Source organism: Streptococcus sciuri, from assembly GCF_024814375.1.
Classification (GTDB): Bacteria; Bacillota; Bacilli; order Lactobacillales; family Streptococcaceae; genus Streptococcus; species Streptococcus sciuri.
Map to the genome: position 1 here is coordinate 429,949 of NZ_JANUXX010000001.1, position 12,372 is coordinate 442,320.

The 12,372-nt window shown below is 39.4% G+C and carries 11 protein-coding genes and 1 pseudogene; 2 read left to right on the top strand and 10 right to left on the bottom strand.

Annotated elements, in window-relative coordinates; genetic code table 11:
* Nucleotides 1-95: 95 nt before the first annotated feature.
* From serB to NXS10_RS02115, 7 genes and pseudogenes are all read right to left on the bottom strand, one after another.
* Nucleotides 96-746 carry a phosphoserine phosphatase SerB gene (gene serB, locus NXS10_RS02085; RefSeq protein WP_259137115.1) on the bottom strand — a complete coding sequence of 217 codons (651 nt, stop codon included), beginning with the start codon at nt 744-746 and terminating at the stop codon, nt 96-98.
* 98 nt (nt 747-844) lie between these two features.
* Nucleotides 845-3,250, bottom strand: a complete 2,406-nt coding sequence (gene pheT, locus NXS10_RS02090) for a phenylalanine--tRNA ligase subunit beta (protein WP_259137117.1) — start codon at nt 3,248-3,250, stop codon at nt 845-847.
* A gap of 103 nt (nt 3,251-3,353) precedes the next feature.
* The gene (gene pheS / locus NXS10_RS02095) at nt 3,354-4,394 is read right to left on the bottom strand and encodes a phenylalanine--tRNA ligase subunit alpha (RefSeq protein ID WP_259137120.1); all 1,041 of its coding nucleotides are present in this window, start codon (nt 4,392-4,394) and stop codon (nt 3,354-3,356) included.
* 269 nt (nt 4,395-4,663) lie between these two features.
* A pseudogene (locus NXS10_RS02100) lies at nt 4,664-5,344 on the bottom strand (DNA/RNA non-specific endonuclease); the annotation flags it as partial.
* 175 nt (nt 5,345-5,519) lie between these two features.
* Entirely contained in the window at nt 5,520-5,708 is a 189-nt protein-coding gene (locus NXS10_RS02105; protein WP_259137125.1) for a DNA-directed RNA polymerase subunit beta, read from the bottom strand.
* Nucleotides 5,708-6,982 carry a UDP-N-acetylglucosamine 1-carboxyvinyltransferase gene (murA, locus tag NXS10_RS02110; protein ID WP_259137127.1) on the bottom strand — a complete coding sequence of 425 codons (1,275 nt, stop codon included), beginning with the start codon at nt 6,980-6,982 and terminating at the stop codon, nt 5,708-5,710. Before murA ends, NXS10_RS02105 begins: the two co-directional genes overlap by 1 nt.
* A 66-nt stretch (nt 6,983-7,048) precedes the next feature.
* A complete protein-coding gene (locus NXS10_RS02115) occupies nt 7,049-7,282 on the bottom strand; it encodes a DUF1146 family protein (protein WP_259137129.1) in 234 nt (77 codons plus the stop codon).
* Between the two features lie 260 nt (nt 7,283-7,542).
* Here NXS10_RS02115 and NXS10_RS02120 point away from each other — a divergent pair, with 260 nt between their 5' ends.
* On the top strand, nt 7,543-8,673 hold the full coding sequence (locus tag NXS10_RS02120; RefSeq protein ID WP_259137132.1) for a PTS sugar transporter subunit IIC: 1,131 nt from the start codon (nt 7,543-7,545) through the stop codon (nt 8,671-8,673).
* Nucleotides 8,657-9,502 carry an alpha/beta hydrolase gene (locus tag NXS10_RS02125; protein ID WP_373317970.1) on the top strand — a complete coding sequence of 282 codons (846 nt, stop codon included), beginning with the start codon at nt 8,657-8,659 and terminating at the stop codon, nt 9,500-9,502. The genes NXS10_RS02120 and NXS10_RS02125 overlap by 17 nt, the downstream gene beginning before the upstream one ends.
* Nucleotides 9,503-9,543: 41 nt before the next feature.
* Here NXS10_RS02125 and NXS10_RS02130 read toward each other — a convergent pair whose 3' ends face one another.
* The 3 genes from NXS10_RS02130 to NXS10_RS02140 all read right to left on the bottom strand — a co-directional run bounded on the left by NXS10_RS02130 (nt 9,544) and on the right by NXS10_RS02140 (nt 12,361).
* Nucleotides 9,544-9,963, bottom strand: coding sequence for a F0F1 ATP synthase subunit epsilon (locus NXS10_RS02130; RefSeq protein WP_259137134.1), 420 nt, complete (start codon nt 9,961-9,963; stop codon nt 9,544-9,546).
* Between the two features lie 12 nt (nt 9,964-9,975).
* A complete protein-coding gene (gene atpD / locus NXS10_RS02135) occupies nt 9,976-11,382 on the bottom strand; it encodes a F0F1 ATP synthase subunit beta (protein ID WP_259137136.1) in 1,407 nt (468 codons plus the stop codon).
* A gap of 100 nt (nt 11,383-11,482) precedes the next feature.
* The gene (locus tag NXS10_RS02140) at nt 11,483-12,361 is read right to left on the bottom strand and encodes a F0F1 ATP synthase subunit gamma (protein ID WP_259137139.1); all 879 of its coding nucleotides are present in this window, start codon (nt 12,359-12,361) and stop codon (nt 11,483-11,485) included.
* Between the last annotated feature and the right edge of the window lie 11 nt (nt 12,362-12,372).

The following is a 12,372-nucleotide window of genomic DNA, read 5'->3' on the forward strand; positions in this document are numbered from 1 at the left end:
AAAGCTACCAACTTATCCTCATCCCTTTTTCAATAAGATAAGTTTCAAAATTGACAACCTCATATGGCAGTATTGATAACGATTGAAAAACGAATTTATTGACCTTTTTGTACTGCATCAAGTATCTCAATAACTTTATACAGATTTTTTTCAGTTATTGCGTACGATGCCTGCTCTTTGACAATTGGCTTGGCACAAAAGGCAATTCCAATTCCTGCAGTTTGAATCATCGGTAAGTCATTGGCACCATCACCCATAGCAATCGTCTGACTCAAAGACAAACCATTTTCGGCAGCCCATTGCTTCAAGCAGTTTTTTTTAGTTTCCTTGGTCACAATCTCACCAACAACCCGTCCTGTCAGGATACCATTTTCAACTTCTAAACGATTGGCTTTTACATAATCTAGCCCTAAACGCTCCGCTAAGCTATCTACTGTCTGATGAAAGCCACCTGAAACAACTGCTACCTTATAACCACGATCGTTCAGTTCAGCAACCAATTGTTCAGCACCTGGGGTAAAATGGATTTTCTCCAAAATACGCTCAAATACAGTTATCGATAAACCTTTTAGCAAGCGGACACGCTCGTTCAGCGCTTCTTTAAAATCAAGCTCTCCTCTCATCGCTCGTTCTGTTATCTTAGCAACCTGATCCCCCACACCTGCTTCTTCTCCTAGTAAATCTATCCCTTCTTCTCGAATCAGGGTAGAGTCAACATCCATCACTAACAATCCCTTAATACTCATTTCTATCCTCCCAGTTTATTATACTATTATTTTAATAGAAAATTTTGATAATCACAACAAAAACTTCCCTAGAAAACTAGTGGAAGCTTTTGTTATGATTAGCGAATTTCTGCACCAACTTTTTCTTCTAAAGATGCTGCGATTTTAGACATATATTTAGCAACTTCTTCGTCAGTCAGATTATCTGTTGGATTTTGAAAAGTAAGGCTGTAAGCCATTGATTTAAAACCTTTTTCGATAGACTCTCCAGCATAAACATCAAAAAGTTTGACGTCTGTTAAGCGTTTAACGCCAGCTGCAGCAATAGCAGAAAGAATGTCACTGTGACTGATATTATTTTCAACTAGAAGAGCGATGTCACGACTGACAGTTGGAAACTTAGTGATTTCCTTAAAGATGTGAGGCTTACGGTAGTAAGACTCTATAGCATCGAGGTTAATCTCAGCGACGTAGGTTTCACCTATAGTATAGTGCTTAGCGGTTTGCGGGTGCACTTGACCAACAAATCCAATCTCTTGACCTTCTAAGATAATGAGAGCTGTACGTCCCGGATGCATGCTTGCGATTTCTTTAGTTGGAATATAATCGACTTCAACCCCTAATTTAGTAAATAACGCTTCCAAAAGACCTTTAGCATAGAAAAAATCAACAGGAACAACTCTTGTTTGGAAGTCTTTTTCAATCACCTGACCGGATAAAACAAAGGATAGATTAGTCATTTCATCTGGCAAATCAACCTTTGGATCAGCAATTTGCTCAAAGACTTTACCAATCTCATAGAGGGCTAGGTTGGTATTTTTACGGGCGTTATTGTAAGCGACAGTGTCTAGCATTCCAGAGACTATATTTTGGCGCAGAGCAGAGCGCTCCACACTCATTGGCCACATCAACTCTGTGATATGGCTCGGTTTTTGGGTGAATTCGACTGCTTTTTCAGGTGTCGTAAGGGTATAAGTAATAATCTCAGAAAGCCCTAATCCTTCAACAATCGTACGTACTTTGCGACGTAGACGCTGAGAAAGCGTCAATTCACCAATTGTATTACCAGATTCTGGCAGAGTCGTTGGTAAATTTTCATAACCATAAATACGAGCAATCTCTTCTACTAAATCTGCTTGAATGCTAATATCCCAGCGTCTCCTAGGAACTGATACTGTAAAGGCATCTCCAGAAAATTCTAAGCCAAAATCAAGCCTATTAAAGATGTCTTTAAGATCAGCACCAGTCAGAGCTGTTCCTAGACGATGATTGACATAACTAAGACTACTGCTCACTTGGATAGGCTGTGTTGGTAAATGACCTGCAACAACACGCCCTGCAAGCACCTCACCTCCAGCTAGATCCATCAACATGGCTGCAGCAAGGTCAAGTGCTTCAAGGACAGTAGCGTAGTTCACACCTTTTTCAAAACGTGAAGAACTTTCAGATCGAAGATTGAGACGTCCACTTGTTTTGCGAATGCTTGTGCCATCAAAGACAGCGGCTTCGAGAACGACATTTTTGGAATGGCTGTCAATCTCCGTATTACGTCCCCCCATAACACCAGCAAGCGCTACAGGTTTATCCTCAACGGTAATCACTAAATCCCCCGCAACAAGTTCACGTACTTCACCGTCCAGTGTTACCAACTGCTCACCTTCATGCGCTTCACGTGCTATAATGTCTCGACTATCAAATTTATCCAAATCAAAGGCATGCATGGGTTGTCCAAAGTACAAAAGAACATAATTCGTCACGTCGACAACATTGTTAATCGGACGAATTCCTGCATTCATCAAGAGATTTTGAAGCCACTGCGGACTTGGTTTGACGACAACATTTTTCACAACACGGCTAGCATAGGTCAAAACCTTATCAGATGCAATAGCAACCGAAATCTCATCAGATGCAGAGTTGTCAGTCTCAGATAAAGCAATCTCTGGAAAATGCACAGTTTTGTCATAAATCGCTGCTACTTCATAGGCAACTCCACGCATAGATAGGGCATCGGCACGGTTTGGTGTGATGGAAAGCTCAATAATCTCATCATCCAAATCTAGATATGGAAAAACACTATCGCCTGGCACAGATACATCAGGTAATATTTGAATACCATCAGAAAATTCTTTTGGAATAATATTATCTGGTAAACCAAGTTCTTGTAGTGAGCAAATCATCCCCAGCGATTCCATACCTCGGATTTTTCCTTTTTTAATTTTATAATTATCCGCAATACGAGCACCAGGCAGTGCTACGATGACCTTAATACCTGCTGTGATATTCGGTGCTCCGCAAACAATTTGTCGCAAGCTTTCCTCCCCAGTATCCACTTGGCAAAGATGAAGATGGGTATCAGGCACATCCTCACAAGATAGAACCTCACCAACGACAAGCTTGGACAAACCTGTTTGTGGGCTTGTTACACCCTCTACTTCAATCCCTGTCGTTGACATCTTTTCAGCTAACTCAGTACTTGTCACATTCACATCAACAAGCTTTTTGAGCCATTTATAAGATACTAACATATATTTGTGACACACGATGACAGATCGTGTGCTTACTCCTTTCTTTTACTTTAAATAGCGCACAACAATACTCTTTAAAAATTAAAAAACTATACCTCTCGCTTTAAAATTGCTCTATAAAACGGATATCACCTTGGTAGAAACTACGGATATCATTGATACCATAGCGAAGCATAGCAATACGCTCTTGCCCCAAACCAAAGGCAAAACCAGAATATTCCTCAGAATCAAGTCCAGACATCTCAAGCACGCTTGGATGAACCATACCAGCACCAAGAATTTCTATCCAACCAGTTTGCTTGCAGACATTACAGCCACTACCACCACACTTAAAGCAAGAAACATCCACCTCAACAGATGGCTCTGTAAAAGGAAAGTAACTTGGGCGCAAACGAATTTGTCTCTCTGCACCAAACATTTTTTGAATAATCATCTCAAGCGTTCCCTTGAGGTCACCCATCGAAATGTTTTTGCCAACAACAAGTCCTTCAATCTGATGAAACTGATGAGAATGTGTCGCATCATCTGTATCACGGCGAAACACACGCCCTGGTGAAATCATCTTCAAAGGTCCTTTTGAAAAGTTATGTTTGTCCATTGTACGCGCCTGAACAGGCGAAGTATGCGTACGCATGAGAATTTCCTCTGTGATGTAGAAAGTATCCTGCATATCACGAGCGGGATGATCCTTAGGCAAATTCATACGTTCAAAGTTGTAGTAATCTTTTTCAACTTCAAAACCATCCACCACTTGAAAGCCCATACCTAAGAATATGTCTTCAATCTCTTCGCTAATTTGTGTGAGAACATGCCGATGTCCAACTGTCATCTGACGTCCAGGCAAGGTTACGTCCAAACTCTCAGACTCTAATTTTTTAGCAATACATTCCATTTCAATTCGTTTGGCCTGCTCCTCAAAAGACTGTGTCAACACATCACGCACTTCATTGACTTGCTTTCCGATAATAGGGCGCATCTCATGCGATAAATCTTTCAGCCCCTTGAGAAGCTCTGTTAAAGAACCTTTTTTCCCTAAAATCTGGACACGAAGTTCTTGCAGTTCCTTTGCATTATCCTCACGCATTTCCTTGAGTTTTTTTTGCGTTGATATCCGTAGTTCTTCTAATTGTTCTTGTAAATCCATATTTCCTCCAATATCTTATAATAAAAGACAGACAATAAAAAAATGCCAATGCTCCCCATACGGAGCGTTGACACGCGGTACCATCCGTTTCCATCTGCTAAGCAGACCTTAATTGAGATCTTCTCATGAGTGAATTCACCTTGCTTTCTTTTAGCTAACTTCCAGTCACGGTTAGCATTCCCTGACAAAATGCCACAAGGCTACTAGTCCCATCGATCACTATTTAATTTTCACCTATTTTACCAAAAACATCTCTTTATTTCAAGTCTCTAGTCTATAAAAACCTCACCACTTGTATAATTGAAAGTTAAGCCAGACTGGACATTGGGAACAAAGACGTTAAACTCTAAACTGCCATCAGATGATTTAGCTTCTAAATGAGTTCCTGAAGCTAGGAGGTTATCTCCATCATAGATGAGGGTCACTCGATAGCGCACACGTTTGTTCTCATCAAGAGCCTTACGAACGAGCGTCTCATAGTAGTTTTGACCTGTCGAGTGATTACTATTAGCCTGATTTGCCCAAGCGGCTTGTGTCGCAATGTTTTTGGGGTTGCTGGTTGAAGCGTTGTAGCCTCTCAAACCACCAATCAAGGCATAACCCAGCAAATGTCCTCTGTCAACAGCATGGTTGTAGGCACCTTTTAAATGATAGAGCTGATGCCATCCTGCTGGCTTCCAAGAAGTCGAATCATTTTCTGTCTCTTTACGACTCCTATATTGACGTGTATTTTTTGTCAAAAGAGCATTCGCAACAGTTGGAACAGTTTGGTCTTGAACTATTTTCGTTTTATTATCAGCATAAGGAACACTAGAAACTTTAACATTAAGAGTCGTCTTGTTATCATTGATGATAAAAGCACCCGCTCCATTCCATTGGATTGTTCCTTTTAACTGACTTTTGACAGATGACGTAAGGACAGACTCAGATAGACTTTGACTAGGTGTTTTTCCTATGACTTCTGTCTGTTCTTTACTCGTCTGTATCGCCTTTGCCTCAAGGTTTGTCGTCATTTGATAGATAGGATTATCTGACAAATGACCTAAAATCAGGGCAAACATCCCTAAAAAGAGAACAGCTAGAGAGTAAGAAGTTCGTCGTCTTATTGTTTTTTTCTTCACCATATCAGTTTCCTGTGAATTTTCCAATTAAGGTTTTCCATGTCTCCAACGAGAGGATAGCAAAGGGATTTTTCCCATCACCAATTATTCCATAGCCAATCACAAGACCCAATGCTAAAAAGAGTAAACAAAGAAGAGCAACCACCAACAGCAAACTAAATTGCTTAACAACATAACGCCAACCTGTATTCATCAATTTTCCTCACTTACACGACGAATTGTAGCACCTAGAGCTTGCAATTTTTCATGAATCTTGTAATAGCCACGATCTAGGTGATTAAGTTTGCCAACAGTAGTTACACCATCAGCCACAAGCCCAACTAAAATCAAAGCTGCACTCGATCGTAAATCCGTTGATATGACAGTTGCTCCTTGTAAATGTTTACCTCCATGGATAACCGCAGTATCACGCATGATTTCAGATTGTAAACCCATACGACGCATTTCCTCCAAGTGTTGGAAACGATTCTCAAAAACTGTCTCAATCATTGTAGATTCTCCAGAAACAACTGACATCAGTGCTGTAAACTGCGCTTGCATATCCGTTGGAAACCCTGGATGAGGAAGTGTCTTAACAGTTACTGGTTTAAGTTTAGTGACATCAGACTTAACACGAATCCCCTCATTCTCCTCAGATACCTCGACACCCATTTCAATCAATTTTGAAATCAAGGGACGATTATGCTCCCAAATAGCATTTTTGATAAGAACATTGCCTGAGGTCATAGCAGCCGCTACCATAAAGGTTCCTGCCTCTATACGATCCTGAACAACATCATGCTCAACTCCATGTAAACTATCTACTCCAACAATAGTCAGAGTCTCAGTTCCTGCTCCTTTAATCCTAGCTCCCATTTTATTGAGTAAAACAGCAAGATCAACAATTTCTGGCTCACGAGCAGCATTTTCAATAATCGTTGTACCTTCTGCAAGAGTAGCTGCCATCATAAGGTTTTGCGTCGCACCAACAGACGGAAAATCCATGTAGATGGTTGCACCTTTTAACTTATCTGCTGTCGCTGTAATATCTCCTCCTGTCTGTGTAATCACAGCACCAAGGGCTTCAAGTCCTTTTAAATGCAAATCAATTGGACGACTACCAATAGTACAGCCACCAGGCATTGAGACAACAGCATGCCCTTTTCGAGCAAGTAGAGGACCTAAGACAACAATAGAAGCACGCATTTTACTCACATATTCATAAGGAGCAACATCTAAAAGAATACCTGTTGCATCTATAGTGACTTGGTTATGCGCTTCATCAAAGACAACATCAACATCTAAACCTCGCACCACATTATTCATTGTATAAACATCTGATAAAATAGGAACATTGGTCAAGATTGTCTTACCTTTTTCAGCTAATATAGTCGCTGCAAGCAAAGGCAAAACAGCATTTTTAGCCCCTTCAATAGTTACTTGACCTGACAATCGTGTATTGCCACCTTCAATTATGATTTTATCCATGATATTCTCCATCTAAAATAGTATATTGATTATAACACAAACTTTTTACTTGATCATTTTTAACTTTTATTGACCTAAAATAGCAGTCTGTATAATAGAGAGCACTTCCAACATAAAATGACTGACCATATAGCCCACAGCCATACTCACTAAAATCAAGAAAACACGCAACTGTCCCACCTTGTCCTGAGGATTTTTGACAAGTTTAGACCAATCAAAAAGCATCACCAACAGGCGGTGCACCAACAAAATAAAAATCAAATGACTCATCAGGGTCACAAGCGACAATATATATTCCATACTGATATTATAGCATATTTTCCCCTCCTCACCAAACTTCAAATAAAGGATTGTCTATTTTACGATAGCCTAGTAGAGCACTCCTTTTCGTACTTCTTTAAAAAATACCTAACAGACCTAGCAAGATGTGACATTTAACGTTATAATAGACATAGAAAGTTAGGTGACTTATGTATCGAAAACAATTCTTTCTTCCCACTTTTCACAGACTCCGTTTTTTAATTTTTGAGAGTCTTAGAGAGCTATTCCCATTTGCTTTGATGTATGCGTGGATTCAAGTTTTTCAGCAACTCTTTCTTTTTGAAAATGCTTTTTTCCAAGAAACAACAGGATTTTTAAAGGACAATCAGATTGTTGCAGCGCTATCACTAGGATTAAGTACCCTCTCAGATATTCTGTTATCCTTTTTAATGAGCTACTTTGTAGCAACTTTTATTCGTCGTAGTTTAGATAATAATATCATTGATTGGCAATTTCCATCTTTGATTGGCTTTTTGACCACTTGGCTATTATTTACAACGGAAACCAATGGGCGTATTTATTATAATGACCAACCTTTTTGGCTACTTTTAGTTTTATTTGGATTAGTAATTGTCTTTGTTATCAAACATATGAGAGCTCGCTTTACTTACGCCAATAGTTTATTCGGAATTCTTTTACTTTATGGTGCTTACACTTTCAATCAAGCAGCTCAAAAATATCCTTATCTAAATCTTAATTTTCTACTACAGACCATTTTTGAGAATCTCTTAGGAAATGGCTCTAATCATCTACTAGGTGTACTCTCATGGTCACTTCTTGCTGTCATCATGATGGTTTTTGGTTTTACTCCACCTTATATGCTCCAGACAGCCGACATTGATGTAACTGTAGCCAGTGAAAATCTCACTGCAGCTCTAAACAATACTGTCATAACAATACCACATCTCTTTACCATCTACACTTTGCAAGATAGTTTTGCTCTGTTTGGAGGTGTCGGGCTACTTTTAGCGCTGATGATTAGTATCCTTGAAAAAAGCCGTAAGCTTAATAACAAACGTTACTATCGTATTGCTCTATTGTCAGCTATTCCTCTTCTTTTTGACCAGCAACTTCCACTTTTTCTTGGCTTACCCATTCTCTTTCAGCCAATTTTATTAATCCCTATGATGTTATCAACTATATTGTCTGAGTTACTTGGTGCTCTGGCACTTTCTACACATTTCCTTGAACCTGCTATCTATGCAACACCACTTGGAACACCAAGTATTCTCTTTGGTTTTCTTGCTTCTAATGGAGATTGGCGCTATCTGCTATTTACCGTAGTGATTTTAGTCATTTCTATTTTTATTTATCGTCCCTTTGTCACACTCGCTTTTAGAAAGGAAAAGACATATGATGAAATGGTTTAAACGCTTCGTTGTCCTACTCCTTTTTTCTCTTCCAACAGCTATGGCAGTTTTTGGAAGACACTATATCAACAACTTGACAACAACACAATACCGTATCAATAATTCTAAAATGAACCCAACTATTTTAGTTCCAGGGTCTAGCGCTGGTCAAGAACGGTTTAATACACTTCTCGAACAACTCAATAAAATGGGAGAAAAGCATAGTGTTTTAAAACTTACAGTCAAAACTAGTGGCAAAATCGTCTATACAGGAAAACTAGATACCAATGACCGCAAACCTTATATTGTCATAGCCTTTGAAAATAACCAAGATGGCTACAAGAATATCAAAAAGCAAGCCACATGGCTCAACGAAGCCATGTTAGCTCTACAAAAACGCTATAAATTTAAACGTTTCAATGCTATCGGGCATTCTAACGGTGGCTTAAACTGGACCATTTTCCTAGAGCAATATATTGAATCTGATGACTTTGAAATAAAAACACTTATAACCATCGGCACGCCCTACAACTTTGAGGAAAGCAATCTCTCTAATCGTACGCAAATGTTAAAAGATTTGATTGCCCAAAAAGAAAATATCCCTAGTGAACTCTCCGTCTATAATCTAGCTGGCACAAACACTTACGATGCAGATAAGATTGTTCCTCTTGCCAGTGTTGAGGCTGGAAAATACATCTATCAAAAAATCGTCAAACACTATACTCAGGTGACTGTGACAGGTGATGATGCTAGTCATTCCGATCTTCCAAGTAATCCTGAGGTCATCAGATATATAGCTGAAAAAATTGTCTACAAAGATAAAAAAGAAAAAGAAGGTGCTAAGCTTTAGTCTCTCTAAACAAAAAACAGTTGATACATATCAACTGTTTTTTAATGTTTATTTCCAACATTGATACGATTAAGCGCACGTCTAAGAGCAACTTGAGCACGCTGAACTTCATCAGCCTTATGCTCTTGTTGAGCAACTTCGATAGCGCGTTCAGCACGTAATTTTGCACGCTCTGCACGACTTACATCAATATCACGTTCACGCTCAGCAGAATCTGCCACAATCGTTACAACGTTGTCTTTAATCTCAATGATGCCACCATTGACTGCAATCCAATCTACATGATTATCATCATCTACACGACGTACTTTTAACTCGTTGACCTTTAGAGGAGCAATGAGATTAATATGTTCTGGTAAAATCCCAATTTCTCCTTCTTTTGTCACTGCATGAATAAAAGTTGCATGGTGATCGTATTTCAGACCATCAGGTGTTACTACTTGAACAGTCATTTCTGCCATCATATCACCTCATTAGTACTTCATTTTCTTAGCTTTTTCAACCACATCATCAATACCACCAACCATACGGAAAGCATCCTCTGGAAGATCATCATACTTACCTTCCAAAATTTCTTTAAATCCACGAACCGTTTCTTCTACTGGTACATAAGAACCAGGTTGTCCAGTGAAAGTTTCAGCTACGTTGAAATTTTGTGAAAGGAAGAATTGGATACGACGTGCACGTCCAACCAAAGTTTTCTCTTCCTCAGACAATTCATCCATACCAAGGATAGCAATAATATCTTGTAACTCACGGTAACGTTGAAGAACACGTTGTACCTCGGTTGCTACTTGATAATGTTCCTCACCTACAATCTCTGGCGCAAGGGCACGTGAGCTGGAAGCAAGAGGATCAACGGCTGGATAGATACCCATTTGAGTCAACTTACGTTCAAGGTTAGTTGTTGAATCCAAGTGAGCAAACGCTGTTGCTGGAGCTGGGTCAGTGTAGTCATCAGCTGGCACATAGATGGCTTGAATTGATGTAACAGAACCTTTTTTCGTTGATGTGATACGTTCTTGCAATTGACCCATTTCAGTCGCCAGTGTCGGTTGATAACCAACAGCTGATGGCATACGCCCTAGAAGCGCCGATACCTCAGAACCTGCTTGAGTGAAACGGAAGATATTATCGATGAAAAGTAGCACATCTTGTCCTTCAACATCACGGAAATATTCAGCAATCGTCAAACCAGTAAGGGCAACACGCATACGTGCTCCAGGTGGTTCATTCATCTGACCAAAGACCATAGCCGTTTTTTCGATAACACCAGATTCTTTCATTTCCCAATAAAGGTCATTACCTTCACGCGTACGTTCTCCGACACCAGTAAATACTGAAATACCACCGTGTTCTTGAGCAATATTGTGAATCAATTCTTGGATAAGAACGGTTTTACCAACACCGGCACCACCGAAAAGTCCGACTTTACCCCCTTTTAGGTAAGGGGCAAGAAGGTCAATAACTTTGATACCTGTCTCTAAAATTTCTGAAGAAGTGGACAATTCATCAAATGATGGAGCTTTTTTATGGATAGGTTCACGCTGTGCATCTTCTGCAAAAGGTTCTTCAAGGTCAATCGTATCCCCAAGAACATTAAACACACGACCAAGCGTTTTATCCCCAACAGGAACACTGATAGGACGACCTGTATCAAGAACTTCCATTCCACGAGTAAGCCCATCGGTTGATTCCATGGCGATAGTACGTACAACTCCATCTCCCAATTCAAGAGCTACTTCAAGTACGATTTTTTGATTTTTATCGCCATTTTTATAAACAATCAATGCATTGTTTATCTCAGGAAGTTTATCACCTGTTGAGAAAACAACATCAACAACAGGACCTACAACCTGAGCAATTTTGCCTGAGCTCATTTATTTCTCCTTTTCAACTAAGATACAAATTTTATCACTCTTTTGCTAATTCGTAAAAGAGAGCATTTTTATAAAATTGTAGACAAAAGAATGTTCAAGATTACTCAAGCGCATTCGCTCCCGCTACAATCTCAGTAATTTCTTGCGTAATAGCAGCCTGACGAGCACGGTTATACTGGATAGTCAAATCGTTGATGACATTTTTAGCATTATCTGTAGCTGTCTGCATAGCCGTCATCCCTGCAGCATGTTCTGCTGTTTTCGCATCAACAATCGCTCCATAAATCAGACTTTCTGTATATTGAGGCAACAATTGTTCCAATATAGCTTCACGATCTGGCTCTAATTCAAAACCAGAAACACCATCTTCGCTAGCTTCTTGTGCATCAAGATCCGCAATTGGAAGCATTTGTTGCACACGAACTTGACTAGTCAAACTATTGACATGGTGATTGTAGCAGACATAAAGCTCATCATATAATTCATTTTTGTACATCTCAACAGACTTGGAAATAATCTTTCCAACTTGCTCAAAACTTGGCTGATCTTCTAAACCACGCAATTCAAATGCTACATTTAAACCACGTGCTCTAAAGAAATCAGAGCCAATGCCACCAATAGAAATAATAGCATAATCATCTTTTTCAACATGATACTCTGCAATCAAATCCATCATCGCTTTTAAAATCTTTGAATTATAGCCACCGACTAATCCTTTATCTGATGTGATAACAATATAGCCTGTTTTTTTAACAGGACGTGACACCAACATGGGATTATCAGAACCTGTTGTTAACTCAGATTTCAAAAGATCTGTAGTAATCTGACGGATTTTTGAAGCATAGACTTGAAAATCACGTGCGGACTGTTCAGACTTAACAAGCTTTGCAGAGGATACCATCTGCATGGCACTTGTAATTTTACTCGTTTTTTCAGTTGAGGTAATACGCTCTTTGATTTCACTAAGAGAGCCTGCCATATTATACCCTC

Excerpts from the sequence above, each read along its gene's own strand:
- NXS10_RS02120 (WP_259137132.1), top strand. The coding sequence starts at position 7,543 with ATGTATGCGTGGATTCAAGTTTTTCAGCAACTCTTTCTTTTTGAAAAT.
- NXS10_RS02105 (WP_259137125.1), bottom strand. The coding sequence starts at position 5,708 with ATGAATACAGGTTGGCGTTATGTTGTTAAGCAATTTAGTTTGCTGTTG.
- serB (WP_259137115.1), bottom strand. The coding sequence starts at position 746 with ATGAGTATTAAGGGATTGTTAGTGATGGATGTTGACTCTACCCTGATT.
- murA (WP_259137127.1), bottom strand. The coding sequence starts at position 6,982 with ATGGATAAAATCATAATTGAAGGTGGCAATACACGATTGTCAGGTCAA.
- pheS (WP_259137120.1), bottom strand. The coding sequence starts at position 4,394 with ATGGATTTACAAGAACAATTAGAAGAACTACGGATATCAACGCAAAAA.
- NXS10_RS02125 (WP_373317970.1), top strand. The coding sequence starts at position 8,657 with ATGATGAAATGGTTTAAACGCTTCGTTGTCCTACTCCTTTTTTCTCTT.
- NXS10_RS02140 (WP_259137139.1), bottom strand. The coding sequence starts at position 12,361 with ATGGCAGGCTCTCTTAGTGAAATCAAAGAGCGTATTACCTCAACTGAA.
- NXS10_RS02130 (WP_259137134.1), bottom strand. The coding sequence starts at position 9,963 with ATGGCAGAAATGACTGTTCAAGTAGTAACACCTGATGGTCTGAAATAC.
- atpD (WP_259137136.1), bottom strand. The coding sequence starts at position 11,382 with ATGAGCTCAGGCAAAATTGCTCAGGTTGTAGGTCCTGTTGTTGATGTT.
- pheT (WP_259137117.1), bottom strand. The coding sequence starts at position 3,250 with ATGTTAGTATCTTATAAATGGCTCAAAAAGCTTGTTGATGTGAATGTG.
- NXS10_RS02115 (WP_259137129.1), bottom strand. The coding sequence starts at position 7,282 with ATGGAATATATATTGTCGCTTGTGACCCTGATGAGTCATTTGATTTTT.